21 protein-coding genes are annotated in these 21,374 nt (G+C 47.3%); 19 read left to right on the top strand and 2 right to left on the bottom strand.

Annotation, left to right across the window (positions count from 1 at the left end):
- Positions 1-63: 63 nt before the first annotated feature.
- The gene (locus tag OGX99_RS23390; protein WP_058842448.1) at positions 64-279 is read left to right on the top strand and encodes an ogr/Delta-like zinc finger family protein; all 216 of its coding nucleotides are present in this window, start codon (positions 64-66) and stop codon (positions 277-279) included.
- 287 nt (positions 280-566) lie between these two features.
- On the opposite strand, the gene OGX99_RS23385 is transcribed toward OGX99_RS23390, so the two are convergent.
- Positions 567-2,252, bottom strand: coding sequence for an aspartate:alanine antiporter (locus tag OGX99_RS23385; protein ID WP_187252731.1), 1,686 nt, complete (start codon positions 2,250-2,252; stop codon positions 567-569).
- A gap of 270 nt (positions 2,253-2,522) precedes the next feature.
- Here OGX99_RS23385 and OGX99_RS23380 point away from each other — a divergent pair, with 270 nt between their 5' ends.
- Entirely contained in the window at positions 2,523-2,903 is a 381-nt protein-coding gene (locus OGX99_RS23380; RefSeq protein WP_151219645.1) for an inner membrane protein YbjM, read from the top strand.
- Between the two features lie 34 nt (positions 2,904-2,937).
- Here OGX99_RS23380 and OGX99_RS23375 read toward each other — a convergent pair whose 3' ends face one another.
- Entirely contained in the window at positions 2,938-3,201 is a 264-nt protein-coding gene (locus OGX99_RS23375) for a GrxA family glutaredoxin (protein ID WP_016152408.1), read from the bottom strand.
- A 172-nt stretch (positions 3,202-3,373) separates the two neighbouring features.
- Here OGX99_RS23375 and OGX99_RS23370 point away from each other — a divergent pair, with 172 nt between their 5' ends.
- The 17 genes from OGX99_RS23370 to OGX99_RS23290 all read left to right on the top strand — a co-directional run bounded on the left by OGX99_RS23370 (position 3,374) and on the right by OGX99_RS23290 (position 21,278).
- Positions 3,374-3,664 (top strand): YbjC family protein, encoded by a 291-nt coding sequence (locus OGX99_RS23370; RefSeq protein WP_151219646.1) that lies wholly within the window; start codon positions 3,374-3,376, stop codon positions 3,662-3,664.
- The gene (gene nfsA / locus OGX99_RS23365; protein ID WP_151219647.1) at positions 3,648-4,370 is read left to right on the top strand and encodes a nitroreductase NfsA; all 723 of its coding nucleotides are present in this window, start codon (positions 3,648-3,650) and stop codon (positions 4,368-4,370) included. Before OGX99_RS23370 ends, nfsA begins: the two co-directional genes overlap by 17 nt.
- 59 nt (positions 4,371-4,429) lie before the next feature.
- Positions 4,430-5,332, top strand: coding sequence for a 30S ribosomal protein S6--L-glutamate ligase (rimK, locus tag OGX99_RS23360; protein ID WP_151219648.1), 903 nt, complete (start codon positions 4,430-4,432; stop codon positions 5,330-5,332).
- Positions 5,333-5,422: 90 nt separating this feature from the next.
- Positions 5,423-5,899 (top strand): type III secretion system chaperone family protein, encoded by a 477-nt coding sequence (locus OGX99_RS23355; RefSeq protein ID WP_151219649.1) that lies wholly within the window; start codon positions 5,423-5,425, stop codon positions 5,897-5,899.
- A gap of 433 nt (positions 5,900-6,332) precedes the next feature.
- Positions 6,333-7,445: a spermidine/putrescine ABC transporter substrate-binding protein PotF gene (gene potF / locus OGX99_RS23350; protein ID WP_210904878.1), complete on the top strand. Its 1,113-nt coding sequence runs from the start codon at positions 6,333-6,335 to the stop codon at positions 7,443-7,445.
- A 138-nt stretch (positions 7,446-7,583) separates the two neighbouring features.
- Positions 7,584-8,717: a putrescine ABC transporter ATP-binding subunit PotG gene (potG, locus tag OGX99_RS23345; RefSeq protein ID WP_151219694.1), complete on the top strand. Its 1,134-nt coding sequence runs from the start codon at positions 7,584-7,586 to the stop codon at positions 8,715-8,717.
- 9 nt (positions 8,718-8,726) lie between these two features.
- Entirely contained in the window at positions 8,727-9,680 is a 954-nt protein-coding gene (gene potH, locus OGX99_RS23340) for a putrescine ABC transporter permease PotH (protein WP_151219651.1), read from the top strand.
- Positions 9,677-10,522 carry a putrescine ABC transporter permease PotI gene (gene potI, locus OGX99_RS23335; protein WP_003831669.1) on the top strand — a complete coding sequence of 282 codons (846 nt, stop codon included), beginning with the start codon at positions 9,677-9,679 and terminating at the stop codon, positions 10,520-10,522. The genes potH and potI overlap by 4 nt, the downstream gene beginning before the upstream one ends.
- Positions 10,523-10,581: 59 nt before the next feature.
- Positions 10,582-11,070: a YbjO family protein gene (locus tag OGX99_RS23330; RefSeq protein ID WP_187252730.1), complete on the top strand. Its 489-nt coding sequence runs from the start codon at positions 10,582-10,584 to the stop codon at positions 11,068-11,070.
- 41 nt (positions 11,071-11,111) lie between these two features.
- Positions 11,112-12,239, top strand: coding sequence for a 23S rRNA (uracil(747)-C(5))-methyltransferase RlmC (gene rlmC, locus OGX99_RS23325; protein ID WP_151219653.1), 1,128 nt, complete (start codon positions 11,112-11,114; stop codon positions 12,237-12,239).
- 1,152 nt (positions 12,240-13,391) lie between these two features.
- Positions 13,392-13,529: a hypothetical protein gene (locus tag OGX99_RS23320; protein ID WP_286545230.1), complete on the top strand. Its 138-nt coding sequence runs from the start codon at positions 13,392-13,394 to the stop codon at positions 13,527-13,529.
- Between the two features lie 160 nt (positions 13,530-13,689).
- A complete protein-coding gene (locus tag OGX99_RS23315; RefSeq protein WP_187260376.1) occupies positions 13,690-14,364 on the top strand; it encodes a tyrosine-type DNA invertase in 675 nt (224 codons plus the stop codon).
- A 492-nt stretch (positions 14,365-14,856) separates the two neighbouring features.
- Positions 14,857-15,405, top strand: coding sequence for a fimbrial protein (locus OGX99_RS23310; RefSeq protein ID WP_187260375.1), 549 nt, complete (start codon positions 14,857-14,859; stop codon positions 15,403-15,405).
- A gap of 109 nt (positions 15,406-15,514) precedes the next feature.
- Positions 15,515-17,998: a PefC/AfrB family outer membrane usher protein gene (gene pefC / locus OGX99_RS23305; RefSeq protein ID WP_286545226.1), complete on the top strand. Its 2,484-nt coding sequence runs from the start codon at positions 15,515-15,517 to the stop codon at positions 17,996-17,998.
- A gap of 1 nt (position 17,999) precedes the next feature.
- The gene (locus tag OGX99_RS23300) at positions 18,000-18,692 is read left to right on the top strand and encodes a fimbrial chaperone (protein WP_420869096.1); all 693 of its coding nucleotides are present in this window, start codon (positions 18,000-18,002) and stop codon (positions 18,690-18,692) included.
- Between the two features lie 593 nt (positions 18,693-19,285).
- On the top strand, positions 19,286-20,263 hold the full coding sequence (locus OGX99_RS23295; protein WP_252838055.1) for a hypothetical protein: 978 nt from the start codon (positions 19,286-19,288) through the stop codon (positions 20,261-20,263).
- 454 nt (positions 20,264-20,717) lie between these two features.
- Positions 20,718-21,278, top strand: coding sequence for a hypothetical protein (locus OGX99_RS23290; RefSeq protein ID WP_252838056.1), 561 nt, complete (start codon positions 20,718-20,720; stop codon positions 21,276-21,278).
- Positions 21,279-21,374 lie beyond the last annotated feature (96 nt).

Below are 21,374 nucleotides of genomic sequence, written 5' to 3'. Positions count from 1 at the left end.
TTCCAAATTGCGAACAATGATGTATCATTATTGCGAACTGGTTAATAGTGAGGGCTGATTATTATGATGAATTGTCCTATGTGCGGGCAGGCGGCACATACCCGAAGCAGCTTCCAGGTTTCCAATGAAACCAAAGAGCGCTACAACCAGTGCACTAACATCGAATGTGGGCATACTTTCGTGACGCATGAGACTTTTGTGCGCTCAGTATGCCGTCCTCAAAAAATCAGCGCAGCACCGCCTCATCCAAAAGGTATGCAGGAACAATTTGCTTACTGATTCTGACCCGCTGCTGGCGGGTTTTTTACGTCTAGTGTCGCCATAACAAAAGCGCTGTCGCCACTTTGTCGCCACATATGAATAAGTGGTTCTCTAAGTGTTTGATTAGAATAGGGATGAATTTCAGGCAACAAAAAACCCATCAACCTTGAACCAAAACGGCGGGGTTGATGGGCTCCACAAATTGGGGACATCAAAGAAAAGCAGTGGCAATAGTTATGACTGACGCCTTGAAGAAAAGTTCTGCTTAACTGCAAAAATTTTTCGTTTAAGGGTAAATTTCAGCGCTAACCAAGGCCGGGCCAGACAATGACGATCAGCGTCCCCGCTAATGTCAGCAGCACGTTGGCGATTGCGTAGGTCCCGGCATAACCTAATGCGGGGATATTGCTGCGTGCCGTATCGCTGATGATTTCCATTGCCGGAGCGCAGGTTCGTGCCCCCATCATGGCGCCAAACAACAGAGCGCGGTTCATACGTAATACGTAAGCACCGAACAAGAAACAGATGACAACCGGCACCAGGCTGACAACCAGACCGGCAATCAACATTTGGCCACCGACGACACCAAGGCCATTGCCAATGCCGCTGCCCGCGCTTAAACCGACACCTGCCATAAAGACCATCAGGCCAAACTCTTTCACCATGTTCAGCGCACCCTGTGGGATGTAGCCAAACGTTGGGTGGTTGGCACGCAGGAAGCCCAGCATGATCCCCGCGAACAGCAGTCCAGCCGCATTCCCGATGCCGAAGCTGAAATTACTGAACTGGAAGGTGATCATCCCGATCATCAGACCGATGATAAAGAAAGCGCAGAAGGCCAGCAGATCGGTCACCTGACTGTGAATCGAAATGAAGCCGATACGATCGGCAATGGTTTTCACGCGGCGAGCATCTCCGCTGACCTGCAATACGTCACCTTTATTGAGCACGACGTTGTCATCAATCGGCATTTCAATCTGGCTACGGATCACGCGGTTGAGGAAACAACCGTGATCGGTCAATTTCAACTGTGCCAGGCGACGACCAACGGCATTATGGTTTTTCACTACAATTTCTTCAGTGACGATGCGCATATCGAGCAGATCGCGATCGAACACCTCTTTACCGTTACGGAAGCTGGGATCGAGGCGGGCATGTGCGTCCGGATAACCCACCAGGGCTATCTCATCGCCCATTTGCAGCACTGCATCACCATCCGGATTCGCCAGGATGCCGTTGCGACGGATACGTTCAATGTAACAACCGGTCTGACGATAAATACCCAGTTCGCGCAGATTTTTACCATCGGCCCATGCCACCAGCTCCGGGCCTACGCGATAGGCGCGAATGACCGGCAGATAAACCTTACGCGTGGCGTCGGTGTCCAGACCGCGTTCGCGTGCGATTTGTTGGGCGCTGGTTTGTAGATCCTGATGCTGAAGTTTTGGCAGGTAGCGGGCGCCGACAATCAGGCTGACCAGACCAATCAAATAGGTGAGCGCATAACCGAGACTTAGGTTGTCGAGAGCGGTCGACAGTTGTGTTCCTGTCATCCCCGAGTGGCGCAAGGTGTCACCTGCGCCGACCAGCACTGGCGTTGAGGTCATTGAGCCGGCCAGCATACCTGCCGTCAGGCCGATGTCCCAGCCAAATAGCTTACCCAGCCCCAGGGCGATCAGCATTGCGCTGCCGACCATCACCAGAGCAAGCATTAGATAATTTTTCCCATCGCGAAAAAAAATCGAAAAAAAGTTGGGGCCGGCTTCGACGCCGACACAAAAAATAAACAGCATAAAGCCGAGATTTAATGCATCGGTGTTAATACTAAAGTGCTGCTGGCCTAATAATAGGGACACCACTAAAACGCCAATGGAATTACCGAGTTGGACTGAACCCAGGCGCAATTTACCCAGACATAAGCCCAGAGCCAGGACCACAAATAATAACAGGATGTAATTCCCATTTAACAAATCTGCGACGTTTATATTCACGGAGGCTAACTTCTTGTTTACTAGTAAGCTATTGAAAGAAATGGCAATTTACGCTAATGTTTTTGCCAGAAATTAAGGGGGCGACAGCGTCATACACAGCCCCGAATAATGCAGCGTAACAATATATGCGGCTAGTTTAATCTCATTACGTATCAACGGCTATAAGAATCGTGTGAGTGTGTTTTTGGCATGGAATGCCAGGTTACTTTATCTGACTGGACGCCTGTAGGCGAAAAGAGTGTTCGATAGAGAATGTGTCAGGAGGAACGATTGAAACATAAGCAAAGTTGGGCGGGTGCGGTCTGTTGCTTTGTGCTCTTTATTGTAGTGTGTCTTTCGTTAACGCTGAACGTGAAAGGGGCATTCAGAGCGGCAGGGCATCCTGAGGTCGGATTATTATTTTTCATCCTGCCTGGTGCTGCAGCAAGCTTTTTCTCCCATCGTCGGGAGGTGCTCAAACCCCTTCTTGGTGCAATGTTGGCGGCGCCGTGCTGTCTGTTACTGATGCGGTTCGTTTTTATGCCGACGCGTTCATTGTGGCAAGAGCTGGCGTGGTTGTTTAGTGCAGTGTTTTGGTGCGCGCTTGGCGCATTATGTTTTTTGTTTATCAGCAGCTTGTTCACTCAGCATCAACGACGGAAAAAGAACTAATAACGCCCTCCAGCGGAGGGCGTAGAAACAGCTATCAGGCGAACAGATTCATGTTCTCTTTTGCCCACGCTTCAAAATCCGTGCAGCCGCCGATGTGTTTTTGATCAACAAAAATCTGCGGTACGGTTTCAACTGGCTTACCTACCGTCTTTTCCAGATCGGCCTTCGTAATACCTTCGGCATGGATATCAATGTAGCGGAAGTTAAAATCGTCATGCTCATTGCTTAATTTTTCTGCTAATTCTTTTGCGCGCACGCAATACGGGCACCCCGGACGACCAAAAATAACGGCAAACATCTCTCTCTCCTCGAACTTATCAGGCCGGATGGCAATACTTGTTATGATGCCGCGATTTGTGACGGATGGAAAGCAGGTTCAGCCTGTTGCTTTGATATCCTCAAGCTATAACTGTTAAACACGACAAGGTGGAACGTTTTATAATGAAAGCCATTTCGCCGGGAGGCCGCTTATGCGCACAATTGGTGTATTACCCAAAAGCGTATTGATGCTGGAAATAATAGGGATGGTTTTGTTATCGCTGGCGCTGCTATCGCTTAACGATTACCTCTCCTTACCCGCACCGCTTAACAGCCCGTTAGCCTGTGTGGTAATGATATTTCTGGGCGTGCTGCTGATGCTTCCCGCCGCGGTGGGATTAACGTGGCGTATTGCTAAGATGCTGGCGCCGCAGCTGATGTCACAAGCCCCCGGCGATTCTTCCCGTTCAGACAGAGATAAAAGAGATGACGCCAACCATTGATTTATTACGCAGCCACCGTTCCATTCGCCATTTCACCGATGATGCTATTTCGGATGCACAGCGAGAGGCGATCATTGCCGCCGCTCAGGGGACGTCAAGCTCAAGTTTTTTGCAGTGCACGACCATCGTTCGCATCACGGACAAAGCCCTGCGCGAATCACTGGCTACCTTATCCGGCGGACAAAAACATGTGGCGCGGGCTGCGGAGTTCTGGGTGTTTTGCGCTGATTTTAATCGGCATCTGCAGATTTGTCCTGACGCGCAACTTGGGCTTGCGGAACAACTGCTGCTGGGTGTGGTTGATACTGCGATGATGGCGCAAAATGCGCTAACAGCGGCAGAATCGTTGGGACTTGGCGGTGTGTTTATTGGCGGTTTGCGTAACAATATTGAACCAGTTACCGAACTGCTGAAGCTTCCGCAACACGTTCTGCCGTTGTTTGGCTTGTGCCTGGGCTGGCCTGCGGATAACCCGGATATCAAGCCGCGTCTGCCGGCGTCGCTGGTGGTGCACGAAAACCAGTATCAGCCACTCAACAGCGAGGTTTTGTCGCAATATGATGAGCAGCTTGCGCAGTACTATCTGACTCGTGCTAGCAATGCGCGTCGCGATACCTGGAGCGATCATATTCGCCGTACCATTATCAAAGAAAGTCGCCCCTTTATCCTGGAATATTTGCATAAACAGGGATGGGCCACGCGCTAAAGATTTTAACCCAGTGTATGATATGCCAGCTTCAACCAGGTCATTCAGAGAGGTACAGGGTGAAAATTGCCATTTTGTCCCGGGACGGAACGCTCTATTCTTGTAAGCGCCTGCGCGAAGCGGCGATGCAGCGCGGTCATCTGGTAGAAATTATCGATCCCCTTTCTTGTTATATGAACATTAGCCCGGCGGCGTCCTCAATTCATTACAAGGGCCGTCAGCTTCCCCATTTCGACGCGGTGATCCCAAGGATTGGTTCGGCGATTACCTTTTATGGTACGGCGGCGTTGCGCCAGTTTGAGATGTTAGGTAGCTATCCACTGAATGAGTCGGTAGCGATTACGCGGGCGCGCGATAAGCTGCGTTCGCTGCAGTTGCTGGCGCGTCAGGGGATTGATTTGCCCATCACCGGAATAGCTCACTCTCCGGATGATACCAGCGACATGATTGACATGGTTGGTGGTGCGCCGCTGGTGGTGAAACTCGTTGAAGGCACGCAGGGGATTGGCGTGGTCCTGGCGGAAACTCGGCAGGCCGCAGAAAGCGTAGTGGATGCTTTTCGTGGGTTGAATGCCCATATCCTGGTTCAGGAATATATCAAAGAAGCGAAAGGACGAGATATTCGCTGTTTTGTGGTGGGTGACGAGGTGGTGGCCGCCATTGAACGCCGGGCGAAAGAGGGCGATTTTCGGTCTAATCTCCATCGTGGCGGGGTCGCCACGATTGCGAATATCACGCCTCGTGAAAGAGAAATTGCGCTCAAAGCCGCGCAGACTATGGGTCTGGACGTTGCAGGCGTTGATATTCTGCGCGCTGAACGTGGGCCGCTGGTCATGGAAGTCAACGCGTCTCCTGGACTGGAAGGAGTGGAGAAAACTACCGGAATAGACATTGCCTGCAAGATGATCCAGTGGATCGAGCGTCACGCTACTCCTGAATTTTGCCTTAAAATCGGCGGCTAAGCACAATATCGATTGCTGTCGTAGTATGACACGCGCTTTTTGCGTAAGCTGTGCCGGTATTTTTTTCATCAATTGAGGTCGCACATTATTATGACATCACTGGTCGTTCCCACTCTGGATACGTTGCGTCAATGGCTCGACGACCTGGGCATGAGTTTTTTTGAATGCGATACCTGTCAGGCACTGCATTTACCGCACATGCAGAATTTTGACGGCATCTTTGATGCAAAAGTTGATTTGGTTGATAACGTCATTCTGTTTTCCGCGATGGCAGAAGTCAGACCTTCTGCTCTGCTGCCCCTGGCCGCCGATCTGTCCGCGATTAACGCCAGTTCACTAACGGTGAAAGCCTTTCTGGATATGCAGGATGATAATCTGCCAAAGCTGGTGGTTTGCCAGTCTTTATCCGTTATGCCGGGCGTGACGTTTGAGCAGTTTGAATATTTTATTCGCCAGAGCGAAGAACAAATATCGATGGTGATCCTCGAAGCTGGCGCGCATCAACTGTTATTTAACGCTGAAGAAGATGGGCAAAACAGCAGCGCTGAAGTTCATTTCCTCCATTAATTCTTCCTGCATCAGGACATATATTGCGCAGCCGCTGCCAGAGCGGTTGCGTATTGCCATTTTTTATTCTGTATTTAACCTTTCGTTAAAGAATTATTCACCTGTGTTCGACGCCTTCCGCTTTACGTCATAGACAATTCCTGCATAAAAAATTGATAAAAGACGTTTTTTAATCTGGGCTATATCCACAAATCCTGGCTAAAGTTATTCTTGCAAAGCGTATCAACCCCCTCATTCAAACAGCCCCTTGTGACCTGACCTGCGGGCGCAATGTATGTTGAATGCATGGGCAGATACCAGCGCGCAATGGCGGCGTGAGGAGAGGCCTCTCTTTTCATAGGTGCCGCATGAAAGAATATGCACGTTTCTTGCATATCATTAGAGTGTGACATTTTTGTTCGTTTGTTAACGAACTTTCAGAAGGAAAGAGATTATGACCGCCTTAAATAAAAAATGGTTATCAGGCCTGGTTGCGGGTGCTCTGATGGCCATCTCTGCCGGCACGCTCGCTGCTGAACAAAAAACGCTGCATATTTATAACTGGTCTGATTATATTGCCCCGGATACGGTGGCTAATTTCGAAAAAGAGACCGGAATTAAAGTTATCTATGACGTATTTGATTCTAATGAAGTACTGGAAGGTAAGCTCATGGCTGGCAGCACCGGCTTTGATCTTGTCGTTCCATCCGCCAGTTTCCTTGAGCGTCAACTGACCGCAGGCGTCTTCCAGCCGCTGGATAAGAGCAAATTGCCGGGCTGGAAAAACCTCGATCCAGAACTGCTGAAGCTGGTGGGCAAACACGATCCGGACAACAAGTTCGCGATGCCGTATATGTGGGCAACCACCGGCATTGGTTATAACGTCGATAAAGTCAAAGAGGTGTTGGGGCCGGATGCGCCGGTCAATAGCTGGGATTTGATCCTCAAACCAGAAAACCTGGAAAAACTCAAAAGCTGCGGTGTCTCCTTCCTCGATGCCCCCGAGGAAGTGTTTGCCACCGTGCTGAATTATTTGGGCAAAGATCCAAACAGTACTAAAGCGGATGATTACACCGGACCAGCAACAGAGCTGCTGTTGAAACTGCGTCCGAATATTCGCTACTTCCACTCTTCACAGTACATTAACGACCTGGCAAACGGTGATACCTGTGTGGCGATTGGCTGGGCGGGTGACGTATGGCAGGCGGCAAACCGTGCGAAAGAAGCGAAAAATGGCGTCAATATTTCTTTCTCAATTCCGAAGGAAGGTGCGATGGCCTTCTTTGACGTGTTCGCGATGCCAGCCGATGCGAAAAACAAAGACGAAGCCTATCAGTTCCTTAACTACCTGTTGCGTCCTGATGTGATTGCGCATATTTCCGACCACGTGTTCTATGCCAATGCCAACAAAGAAGCGACAGCACTGGTTAGCCAGGAAGTTCGCGACAATCCTGGTATTTACCCGCCTGCGGATGTCCGCGACAAGCTGTTCACGTTGAAAGTTCAGGATCCGAAGATCGATCGTGTCCGTACTCGCGCCTGGACGAAGGTAAAAAGCGGGAAATAACCCGATGTACGGGACGTGACCTGGCAGGATTTACGCCTGCCGGGCAGTGCCGATCCCGGACACACAAAACCCGGCAATACGCACCACCGTGGTGCGTTATTTGCACCGTTTATTTGTTTTATGCCGGAGAGCACCAGAGTGAATGATGCAACCCCACGCCCACAGGCGAAAATCCGCAAGGCGCTGACCCCGCTGCTCGAAATTCGCAACCTGACCAAGTCATTTGACGGTCAGCATGCCGTCGATGACGTCAATCTTACTATCTATAAAGGTGAAATATTTGCGCTGCTCGGTGCGTCCGGCTGTGGTAAATCGACCCTGCTGCGGATGCTGGCGGGATTTGAGCTGCCGACAACCGGGCAAATTATGCTTGATGGCGTCGATTTAGCGCATGTTCCGCCTTATCTGCGCCCGATTAATATGATGTTTCAGTCTTATGCCTTGTTTCCGCACATGACGGTAGAACAGAACATTGCCTTTGGCCTCAAGCAGGACAAACTGCCAAAGGCTGAAATCGCCAGTCGGGTGAATGAGATGTTGGGCCTGGTGCATATGCAAGAGTTTGCCAAACGTAAGCCGCATCAGCTTTCTGGCGGTCAGCGCCAGCGTGTGGCGTTGGCGCGTAGCCTGGCGAAACGCCCGAAACTGCTGCTGTTGGATGAACCGATGGGAGCGCTGGATAAAAAGCTCCGTGACCGCATGCAACTGGAAGTGGTGGATATCCTTGAGCGCGTCGGCGTGACCTGCGTGATGGTGACGCACGATCAGGAAGAAGCCATGACCATGGCAGGGCGCATTGCGATCATGAACCGTGGAAAATTTGTGCAGATCGGCGAGCCGGAAGAGATCTACGAGCACCCGACCACGCGTTACAGCGCAGAATTTATCGGTTCGGTGAACGTCTTTGAGGGGTTGCTGAAAGAACGTCAGGAAGATGGTTTGATTATTGAGTCTCCAGGCCTGATGCATCCGCTGAAAGTGGACGCCGATGCTTCTGTTGTCGATAACGTTCCGGTGTATGTTGCGCTGCGTCCGGAAAAAATCATGCTCTGCGAAGCCACTCCGCCAGAAGGATACAACTTTGCGGTAGGTGAAGTGGCGCACATTGCCTATCTGGGCGATTTGTCGGTGTACCACGTGCGTTTGAAAAGCGGCCAGATGCTGAGCGCCCAGCTACAAAATGAACATCGTTATCGTAAAGGCTTACCCACCTGGGGTGACGAAGTCCGTTTATGTTGGGATGCGGACAGCTGTGTGGTGTTGACGGTTTAAGGAGCGAAGATGAGTACACTTGAACCTCCGGCTCGCGTGGATAAAGCGGGGCGATTCACGCTGTTTATGTCGCGGCTGCAAATGAAGCACGGGCGCAAGCTGGTGATCGCGCTGCCGTATGTGTGGCTATTGCTGCTGTTTCTGCTGCCGTTTTTGATCGTCTTCAAAATCAGTTTGGCTGAAATGGCACGTGCTATTCCGCCGTATACCGACCTCGTTTCATGGGCTGACGATCAGCTATCCATCACGCTCAACTTAGGTAATTTCCTACAACTGACGGACGATCCGCTCTATTTTGATGCGTACCTGCAATCTTTGCAGGTGGCGGGGATTTCGACGCTATTTTGCCTGCTGCTGGGATATCCGCTGGCATGGGCGGTGGCGCACAGCAAACCCTCAACGCGTAATATCCTGTTGCTGCTGGTGATCCTACCGTCCTGGACCTCGTTTTTGATTCGAGTGTACGCCTGGATGGGGATCCTGAAAAATAACGGCGTACTGAACAACTTCCTGCTGTGGCTGGGGGTTATCGATCAACCATTGACGATTCTGCACACCAATCTGGCGGTCTATATCGGAATTGTTTACGCCTATTTGCCTTTTATGGTGCTGCCAATTTATACCGCGTTGACGCGGATCGATTATTCACTGGTGGAAGCGGCGCTGGATTTAGGTGCCCGGCCGTTGAAAACCTTCTTTAGCGTGATCGTGCCGTTGACTAAGGGCGGGATTATTGCCGGATCAATGCTGGTGTTTATTCCAGCAGTTGGGGAGTTCGTGATCCCTGAACTGTTGGGTGGCCCGGACAGCATCATGATTGGTCGTGTACTTTGGCAGGAGTTTTTCAATAACCGCGACTGGCCGGTGGCTTCTGCTGTCGCCATTATTATGCTGCTGTTACTGATTGTGCCGATCATGTGGTTCCACAAATATCAGCAAAAAAGCGTAGGGGAACACGGATGAATAACTTACCTGTCGTTCGCTCACCGTGGCGTATCTTTATTCTGGTGCTGGGTTTTACCTTTCTGTACGCGCCGATGTTGATGTTGGTTATCTATTCGTTTAACAGCTCCAAGCTGGTGACGGTGTGGGCGGGATGGTCAACGCGTTGGTATGGTGAACTTTTCCACGATAGCGCGATGATAAGCGCCGTCGGGATGAGCTTAACGATTGCTGCTGGTGCTGCGACGATGGCAGCAATCCTCGGCACCATAGCTGCCGTAGTGATGGTGCGCTTTGGTCGTTTTCGCGGTTCCAATGGCTTCGCCTTTATGATCACCGCGCCGCTGGTTATGCCGGATGTCATTACCGGTTTGTCGCTGTTGCTGCTGTTTGTGGCTTTGGCGCACGCCATCGGCTGGCCAGCGGATCGCGGTATGTTGACCATCTGGTTGGCGCACGTCACTTTCTGTACAGCGTACGTGGCGGTCGTTATCTCTTCACGTTTGCGCGAACTGGATCATTCCATTGAGGAAGCGGCGATGGATCTTGGCGCCACGCCGCTGAAGGTCTTTTTCGTCATCACGCTACCGATGATTATGCCAGCAGTGATCTCCGGGTGGTTACTGGCCTTTACGCTGTCGCTCGATGACCTGGTTATTGCCAGCTTTGTCTCTGGTCCCGGTGCTACAACATTACCCATGCTGGTGTTTTCCAGCGTACGTATGGGGGTTAATCCGGAGATCAACGCACTGGCGACGCTGATACTTGGCGTGGTAGGAATTATCGGATTTATCGCGTGGTATCTGATGGCGCGAACAGAAAAACAACGGATTCGCGATATCCAACGTGCAAGACGTGGCTGAAAAAACTAAAATCTGCCAACCTGTCTATTCGGCGCAGCTGTGGTGGCTGCGCCGTTTTCATGGAAGACGACGCGTTGGGATTTTTTAAGAAATCATCCATATCACATGCCCGCTTAAACGTCCCTGCTTTGGTGCAGGTGGCGGCGCTGGCTATTATTATGATCCGCTGTCTCGATCTGTTGATGATTTTTAATACGCTCGGGTTGCGTGGAACCAGTGAGTTTATTCATCGTAGCGTACAGACCTGGAATTTAACGCTGGTGTTTCTGGCTAGCCTGGTGATGCTGTTTATCGAAATTTACTGCGCATTTTCGTTGGTAAAAGGTCGGAACTGGGCACGCTGGATTTATCTGCTGACCCAGATTATCGCCAGTGTCTATCTGTGGGCAGCCTCGTTGGGCTACGGATATCCGGAACTGTTCAGTATTGCGGGAGAGTCTAAACGTGAAATCCTGCATACCCTGGTGATGCAAAAACTGCCCGATATGTTGGTGTTGCTGCTGCTTTTTGTTCCTGCATCCAGCAGGCGGTTCTTCCGCTTGCAATAACGTGTATAATTTTGGCCCCCGGTTAATTTGTAGGTTTTTGTATGCAGTGCGCACTTTATGACGCCGAACGCTGTCGCTCCTGTCAGTGGATAACACAGCCAGTCGCCGATCAACTCTTCGCCAAAACAGCCGATCTGCAAAATCTGCTGGCCGATAATCCGGTCGGTGAATGGTGCGCGCCAGTCAGCGGCCCGGAAAGCGCTTTTCGAAATAAAGCAAAAATGGTGGTTAGCGGCAGCGTAGAGAAACCGCTGTTGGGAATGCTGCATCGTGACGGTATACCTGAGGATTTGTGCGACTGTCCGCTTTATCCTGAGTCTTTTGCGCCCGTGTTTGCCACACTCAAACCGTTTATTGCCCGTGCGGGATTAACGCCCTATAACGTGGCGCGAAAACGCGGGGAGCTGAAGTATCTGCTGTTAACAGAAAGCCGGTTCGATGGCGGCATGATGCTGCGTTTTGTCCTGCGTTCCGACGCGAAACTGGCACAACTGCGCGCGGCGCTACCATGGCTGCAGGCACAGCTTCCGCAGTTAAAAGTGATCACTGCCAATATACAGCCTGTGCATATGGCAATTATGGAAGGGGATAGTGAAATCTACCTGACGGAACAACAGGCGCTGGCGGAGCGTTTTAACGATGTACCGTTGTGGATTCGCCCGCAGAGCTTCTTCCAGACCAACCCGGTAGTGGCGGGGCAGTTGTATGCCACGGCGCGCGACTGGGTGCGTCAGCTTCCGGTTAATCACATGTGGGATCTGTTTTGCGGTGTTGGGGGCTTTGGTCTGCACTGCGCCACGCCGCAGATGAAACTGACGGGGATTGAAATCGCGCCAGAGGCGATTGCCTGTGCGAAACAGTCTGCGCAGGAGCTTGGGTTACAAAATCTGCATTTTCAGGCCCTGGATTCGACTCAGTTTGCCACCGCCCAGGGCGAAGTACCGGACCTGGTGCTGGTGAATCCGCCGCGTCGGGGAATTGGCAAACCGCTGTGTGATTTTCTTTCTCACATGGCACCGCGTTTTATCATTTATTCCAGCTGTAATGCGCAAACCATGGCGAAGGATATTCGTGAGTTACCAGGGTATCGCATTGAGCGCGTCCAGCTTTTCGATATGTTCCCACACACCGCGCATTATGAGGTTTTAACGCTGCTCAGCCGACAATAACGACCATGCCTGATGGCGCTTCGCTTAACAGGCCGAGTTGCCGGAATGCCGCATCCTGCAAACAGGCCCGTGATTTTGATCGTGATCGGCAGTGCAATGGTGTAGTCAGCCAGTGGTAAGGTCTGACATCCGGAAAGCATTGCTAATGTGCATGTTATCGCGCTGTGGATGGCTGGCTTTCCGTGCGTGAAGGGCATGATATTGCAGTCGCGTTGCGCGAGGCTGTAATGGAAGAAAAATACATACTGGACGTGATAACTCATCATTGATTCGTATCAGGGGGAAGGTCAAGCTTTTAATTCACTGGCTATCGCTGTAGTGAATTTAGTTACGTGCGAGCGTAGGGAAGTTTGTAATCTTGCCAGCAACCGAATGAGATAATTATGAGTGATATCCAAGAGGTAACTCCTGATAGCGGTTGGGTGATAAAAATAATGCTTTCTGACGTTATTTTTTAGGACTATCCGGGATAGTACTTTGCTGTAAGGCATCGCTCCCTCAAAATAGTTCACAGAGGCATTCACTGACAACTATGTGTTTCTATATACGCAGGGTTAAATACTGAAATGTTACCTAAAAGCGGCCTCCCGGGACTTTTTTCTGGCGAGTAACTGAGCGCCAATATACGCACGAATGCACTGCGTATCTCTGAATTTATCCCCACTACTTATCCATGCTATTGGATGAGTGACTGTGTCTTTTGGGTTAAAGAAAAATTTTAATGTGACAGAATTATCGGTATATCTCATTATTGCCTGGTTTTCTTTTTAATTAATGGAAATGAATGTAATGTTTATTTTGCTAACAATTTTTAGGGGGGGTATTTTGTGTTTTTATTTTAAATATCCATGTTTAGGGTTTTATTTTAAGGTGATTTTAATATTTCGCATTATAAAAAAGCAGTATCCTGTCCCAGGGGGAAGTTATAATGCGCTATAGCTATCATTACATAATACGCTCAGGCGTAATTCTGTCATGATGGCTAAAAAAAGGGAGTCGCAGGCGACTCCCACCAGAAAGAAAATAAAACATAAAGGTCTTTAAAAACCTCATAGTTAGCGCAGTCAGTTATGCCATATTAGTCGATAGTGCAAAACTGATCTGTATCAACAATTAACGTTATTGTCATCTGGTCGGTGGAGTGGGTTTTTGATGTGGTCCCAGTCTGGTGCTGTACCGCTTAGAAAACGCCAGTTCCGGGCCGGTAGTCATGCTCGCCAGGTTGTCCGGGGCATCACTTTCCGCCATCATAGTTATTGTGCGGGCCTGACCACCTGGCTGAAGGTCTAAGTTGTGGTGGTACGGGATAAGAGCGCATGACGCCACCCCGAGCCTGAAATACGGCGGTTCCTGCACGGTCATGTCGATTGTGATGACCTGACCGGTATGTGCCGGTACAGGATGCACGATCGAAGGTTTCACCTCTTAAAAACCAGAAGGAGTCATTCCTATGACACGACGTCGTTTTCTAACCGCCCGGGAGGTTACGGGCATGATGGAGGCCGTCCGCAACGGCAATAACGGAGCCCGGGACTACTGCCTTATTCTCATGGCATTTCGTCATGGTATGCGTATTAGTGAGTTATTAGGTCTGCGATACAGAGATATGGATCTCGAGGCCGGACGAATGAGCGTTAACCGTCTGAAGAACGGATTTTCTACGGTACACCCGCTGATAGATGATGAACTGGATGCGATCCGCACATGGACACGGGTACGCAGCACCTGGAGGCATGCTGCCAGTACGGATACTGTTTTTATTTCACGAAAGGGAACGATGCTTTCGAGGCAACAGGCCTACCGTATCATTCGCGCTGCTGGAGAGTTGGCAGGTGCCGTTACCTGCACCACGCCGCATATGTTGCGTCATGCCTGCGGGTATGAACTGGCGGAACGGGGCACGGATACGCGTCTGATTCAGGATTATCTGGGGCATCGGAATATTCGTCACACTGTACGCTATACGGCCAGCAATGCAGCGCGATTCAATGGGTTGTGGGAACGCGAAAGAATCAGTAGAGATGATATTGGAAAGCGAATTAAAACTGGTCAATTGGGACCAATTTGTGCACATCTTAATAGCAAGACTATTTGCAAGGCAATCCCTCAGCCAGTTTTTTTCTAAAAAAAACCTCAATTAATTGATTTTAAATATTTTATTTATTTAGTCACAGTTTTATCTCGCCCAACAGATACCACTTCCTTGTGGAATATTATTTAACACTCTAAATAAAAACGCAAAATACTATCATTTAAAATCAGGTGTAAATTCTGATTTTATCTGTTATTGCGTCTGTGTAAAGTGTTATATCCTTTTTTTTGTCTAATTTTAAGTGATATATGCCAATGAGTCAAAATGGTCCCAACTGTTCCTATTTTAGGTCAAAAAAACATCGCTGTGAGGGTTTGAAAGGAAGGGGATAAGCAAAATGATTGAAAATTAAAATTTTACGGTTTGTAAAATTTGTGCGGTAGCTTTGTATTTATTCAAGTAAGAGTCCATCAGTAATCCTGTTAATTAATAATAGAGTTGCTGATGGTTTCTTCCATCGAAAAATACATCGCAAGTAATATCAAAAAGCATGCTTAATATCAGCATCCTAATAAGGAATATGAAATGAAAAAATTACTGAAGGTCTCCACACTGACTCTGGCGGTATTATCGGGATCAGCGTTTGCAGCACCAAATAGTGGTGATGTCCAGTTTATTGGAGCTGTTGTTGACACAACTTGCGACATTGTGCCGCTTGCAGATACTGGTGCAGTAAGTAGCGTTGTTCAATTGGGTAATGTTACAACTTCTACAAAAGCGGCTGGTTCTGGTTCTAACCAAAGTCCGGTAGTGAATTTTTCTCTGAAACCGAAGGCGGGCACTACCTGTAATCCAGTTGCTATGAGTAATGCCTCTTTTGCATTTTCTGGACCTCTGGAAGCCTCTGGACTGGTGCCTCAAAGCGGAACAGCAACCGATGCCATCGTAAAATTGCGTGCAGTAAATGCAGTTGGAGGTGCTCATGATATCGATAAAACCCGCACGACATCAGATGTAACATTGACTGATTTGAATGACCCTGCCAAAGGCGCGCAATTTACTGCGCAACTGATAGGTGGTACCCAGGCAGGCGATTACCGCTCTGCTCTTGCTTACGTAGTTTCTTACAACTAAGTCATTTCAATCCCTGCCCGTACTAAGCGGTATAAGTACGAGGCAGGGTCTTCCTCTATTAAAGCAATTTTATTCTTGTTCTTCTCTTTTGCTCTGAAGGCAGGTCTGTGTGAGTACAAAATATAACATAGCAAGAAAACAACCTGCGCTGTCTCTTCTGGCACTAAGCATTTGTTCTTCCTTTGCATCTGCCACCGAACTGAATATGGCATTTCTACAGGGAATCACAGATGTGCCCTCTGTTCTGAAAGACGGTGTAAAATACCCTGCAGGTCAATACTACGTCGACGTTTCTCTCAACGGATCCCGCACCGGACGAATGCCATTTGAGATTAGCGCGGAAGATGAGCAGGCTGGACAACCCTGCTTCAGCCCGGAATGGCTCCACAGTGCGGGTATCTTTTTCAAACCGGAAGCTTACCAGGATACATTTGATTCCATTCGCGGCTGTTATTCAATTGGAAAGAAAATGGCCTCAAAAGTCAATTTTGACCTTGGAGCTCAATCTCTGGATTTCAGTATCCCTCAGGCGTGGATGACAGAAAAAAATGATGCTACGCGCTGGGACTATGGCATAAATGGTCTGCGTCTGAAGTACAGTGGTAACTTTAATCAAAACGTTCAAAATAAGAATAATAACTACAGCAATGATTCTCTCAATGCTTATGGTAGTTTCAATTCGAGCCTCAATATTGGCCGCTGGATTTTATCCAGCGACATGAATGCTAAACGCAATTTGTGGGGAAATGAATTCACTACGAATAATCTTACCCTTTCTACCGCTATTAGCCAGGTTAAAGGGGATTTACTGCTCGGGCGTTCACAGACAAGAACTGAGTTATTCAGCGACTTTAGTTTTTATGGAATATCATTGCGTTCTAATAGCAACATGCGCTCATGGCTCACCCGCGGCTATGCCCCAGTTATCTCCGGAGTAGCCTCTACCACATCAAGAATTACAGTGACTCAGGGCGGGTATACAATTTATTCTCGCGTGATACCTCCAGGTCCATATCGTCTCGATGACATCAATTCTACCAGTAACGGAAATATGGTTGTAACAGTAGAGGATAATAGTGGTCGTAAAACTGTAACTGAATATCCTGTAGCAACCCTGCCTTCGCTTCTACGTCCTGGAGAATATAATTACAATTTTGCTGTTGGACAGCGTAACGACTCTAATCGTTTAGGGGATGCTTTCTCCTCAGGAAATGGCACTTTTGGCCTGGCCAGTTTCGACTGGGGGTTACCAACGACCACGCTTAATATCGCTACTCTGTTGCATAACAGTTATCAGGCCGCCGGAGTTGGGCTTACGCAATCAATGGGAGAACTCGGCGCTGTCGCGTTAAGTGTAAATGGGGCGCGGGCTGAGTATGATAATAACTCTCAACGCCAGGGAATAAGCGCAACATTAAAATATGCAAAAAGTTTCACTAACCAGACAGATATTCAGTTACTGACGTACAGGTATCAGAGCCCTGGATATACCGAATTTGTGAACTGGAATCCTAAGGACGGAAAGGGACGAAAGATTTATGATCCGGACGGCCTGGGCTTTAATGAACACTACATTTGGTTTGATGGCAAAGAGAAGGCGCGATATGAAGCCCGACTGTCCCATCGGATAGATAACATTTATATTAACAGCGCGTTCTGGCAGCAATCTTACTGGAATCGTAACACCGATGCTATTGGAGCATCATTGTCCGTCAGCACCACAATACTTGACGGGGTATCGCTCTACATTAACGGAAACTATTCACGTAATGCATGGTCAACTACAGATGAGTATTCAGGTGCCCTGGGTGTAAGCATCCCGTTTACGCTGGGAGGTATTCGTCATAACAGCAGTAATTCAGTCGGCTACAGCCGATACAATGGTACCTCTTTTAATACCAACATATCGGCCGCTCTGGATGAACGCCTTAGTTACAGTGTTAATGCTGGAATGGATGAACACAGTAATAATACAGTTGGTGCATCGGCTAGTTATGCCTTTGACCGAATTCAGACTAACTTAGCAGTTTCACAAAGCCGAGATGCAACCACTTTATCCGGAAATCTCTCTGGTACAGCCATTGCCACGAGGCAAACGGGTCTACTGCTCACAAGAGAATCTTCAGACACTGTAGCAGTTGTCAGAATTAGAGATACACCAGGAGTGACATTCAATGGTTCACTTCCAACTAACAGCAGCGGAAATACTGTGCTTTACCTGACAGGATATAACCCTACAACGATAAGCATTAATCCGGAAAACGTACCGGAAAGCGCTGAGTTGCTCAATACTTCCTATAATGTTGTTCCAACAGAAAAAGCAATTATCTACCGCGAATTTGATTTCCAGAAAGTGCGGCGTTATATCGTTCGGTTACGTGATATGCAGGGTAATGAAATTACTGGTGGAAACGCAACCACGGAGCAGGGGCTGGATGCTGGTTTTGTCACGCGTAATGGTGTTTTGCTGATGAATCTGCTCTCCGCCCCGAAAACTATTACAGTAAGTCAAAGTACTGGAAAAATATGTCGATTTAGTGCGGTAGGGTTGAAGGAAAATATAGGAACAGTTCAGGAGATTCGTTGTGAATAGTATTAAGAAGTTTTTTAAGTTAGCAGTCATGACGACGTCTATGACATTATTTTTTGCTGGTTCTGCCATAGCTGCTTTTACTCTTAATGGAACTCGTTTTATTTATGAAGAAGGGAAGAAAAATATTTCCTTTGAAGTAAGTAGCAGCTCAGATGATATCTATGGAGCTCAGGTGTGGATTGAAAATATATCGCAGAGTAAAGCGGATGTTTTTATAGTACCGTCTCCACCATTTTTTAGGATTGGGCCGAGAGGTAAACAGATAGTACGATTAATGAATGTAAACCCGACTTTGCCGTCAGATAAGGAATCTTTATTTCGTCTTAATGTTCAAGAGATTCCGCCAAAACCCAAAGAAACTGATGGTAGCGTGATCGCCATAGCAATGAATACCCAGGTTAAGCTGATTTACCGCCCAAAAGCTCTGGCTGAAGGACGTAAAAATGCAGAAAAACAGCTGGTTTTGTCGAATCGGGATGGAAGGGTCTGGATAAAGAACCCGACACCCTACTATTTTGCGGTCACGAAACTGAAAAGCCAGGGGAAAGAGATCGAGCTAAATGCGAATGTGCAGCGTGCACTTGCACAACTGGCCCCGTACTCAGAAGTGAATACCGGGCACACAAATCTTAAAGACGTAAGTGTTATAGCCCTTAACGATTGGGGCGGCGCGGTGAAATATGATATTAAATAACCAACTGTTTAACATATTTATGTGTATCATCCTGCTCTCGGTCTTTAATTCCGCGAACGCTGTCACTACCAGTAACCGGGTTACTGTTACGGCAAGATTCACCGCACCTCCGTGTACATTGACAATGCCTGATCGTGTAAACCTGGGGGCGATTTTACCCGGTGCGCAGAGTTATCCCCCATTCATTATCCGGCTGGATTGTCCACTGCCAGCAGCTATAACTGCGTTATATGCTGAAATTGTTCAGGGAAGTCTGAGCGCGGGGAGCAATAATCGCGTTGATATGACCGGGCCAGCAGGAAGTTCCGGAACCCCCGTAAAACTGTGGTTGACAGATAATGATGGGAAAGAAGTCATGCTGGACGGGAGTGGTTCCTCTGAAGAGAGTGGTCGCTTTTGCTCAGGCACAGGAAGTCGCAACTGTACTATCACGCCAAATACGGAAGTAGAAATAGATACCCCACGTGGCCTAACCAGCGCCATGTTAAGATTCAATGTTATTGTTCCATAGAAAAATTATGACTAATCTATATATTGTGTTTGTTATATAAAATTAATTTTATGTTTTTTAAAATAATCGTGTTGAGTGTGATATGAATAATAAAATATTGGCATTTCTGAGCCTGATATCAATTATTGGATTCAAAACATATGCGGCTACTTATACCTATCTTTCACCTGTTGGACGGCTGGTGGGACCTACAATAACTGCGAAAGCCCAGCAGAAAATATATCCTAATGATGTGAATGCAATATTATCTTATGTTAAGAGAACGCCAACTATCACAATGAATATTGGAAGTGGAAGGGATGTTCGCATGATATCTGGTTTTCCTGATAAGGTTGGGTTGTTATGGAACAATACCAATGCAGCATTTGCTATCTGTGATGTTGGTAGTGATGGCGCGGCAATAGAAAGTAGTTGTACTTCTGAAATTTCGTCAATTTACCATATCACAAATTATAACGATTATCTTTTGCCAAGGGTTAATTTCCCACCAGGTTTGAAAACAGGTGACACATATACGCTTACTCCTTTTTTTGAATGGACGGTAGCTAAAAATATGACAATAGAGACTGATGATAATCCCGGTGAGAAAAGTGTTGATGTCATCATGACACTGACAGATATGAATACCCTGGCGCGTTCACCTTGCGGGATAACATGCGCAAGTAATACGGTGAGCGGGGGGGCGTTAGGCGGAGGGGAAATAGTTGCTCCTCCTTTGGTCCCGGTTCAGGCATCATTGTCAATTACGGGGCCGACATCTTTAAACTGTTCTGCAATATTGCCTTCATCCTGTGTTGTAACTGGCGATTTCAGTATAAGTACCGCCGTTCCGGCCAGGTTTAGTGTCCAGAATGACTCAGATAAATGTGGTGAAAATCCAGTATCAGTTCAGGCTAAAAGTGGTGGGCAGGAGATATCGGTTGGATTTTCTGATGGGTACAAAACCAAATCGGCAAGCACTGAAAAGATACAACTCGAGTATGTAATAAAGCCAACGCAAAATACGCTGCCAGGTGAAGTTTGTCAGGTTGCTTCTACGCTAATATTAACCACTGACTAGTATTGAAGTATGTCTGCATTTGAATAAAATTTTAATGATGGTATGGATACTAAAGAAATTGATCATCTCAACTAAAGATGATGGATTTAAAATATTATTAATTATAATTATTAACACCATTCTATAATGGTTTTTATTAATCAAGGAGTTGGGGTGGGATTGTAATTAAATTTTTGTTTTGTGCATATGATTAATGTGGAACAGCATTTTGAACATCGCTGTCCTTTTTAGATTGATTGGTAATAAGTATTGAGTGTGAAGTGCTTAAGAGGGGAGATAAAAGTAGTAGTGAATGATATGCGTGAGTTAATGATTTTTATCTCTAAGATTACTTAGCGAAATGTTGTGACTGAATGATGGTGTTATATTGATATAAGCTTGTTGCTATCAATTTTCATTAAGGTGTCAATTATTGTTGGTTTATAATTTACTGAATAGTTAACAGGAGGTATAAATGATTCATGTTATTACGAAGGATAACTATTTTTTTTTAGGAATACAAGCTGTGATCGGTGATGAAGAAATTAATCTCATAAATAGCATTGAATGTTTAGCTGATACAGAGTTGCCTCGAGATGTTCTTGTTATTGATACCTTTCTTACCGGGAGTTTTACACCGGATAGCTTAAAGAAACTATGCAAATTAAAATTCCAACGTATTGTTTTTTTCTCCATGTTAAAAGTTACTTGCCTGCCATTATTATCTACTGTTTATTTTGTTTCAAGAAATACAAGCCCTTCAAAGGTAATTGATCTGCTGATGCGAGAAGTTAACAGAACATTCAACGAGTTGCCCTCTTACAGTATGAGACAGCTCATAGTGGCCCAATTATGCCTTGGCAATATGGAACAGAGACAGGCTTTGGATATGTTAGGTATATCGAGTAAAACGTATGAAGCAGACAAGTATCGGTTGATGTTGCAGATGAGAATACGAAAATGGTATCACATCGTGAAACTACCTATTTTCAATCATTTAAGTACTCTTACTATACTGCTGTCATTATCACAATGACAGCTACTATATTTGAAGATCTTTTCTAAAAGATAGTAAGATAGTTGGTATTAACTATTTGTCATATACTTCTATTATATATAATACATCTTAATG

The organism is Citrobacter sp. Cu096, from assembly GCF_030332285.1.
GTDB lineage: Bacteria > Pseudomonadota > Gammaproteobacteria > Enterobacterales > Enterobacteriaceae > Citrobacter > Citrobacter meridianamericanus.
Note: the sequence above shows the minus strand (reverse complement) of the source record. Positions and strands in the feature narration are given on the sequence as shown.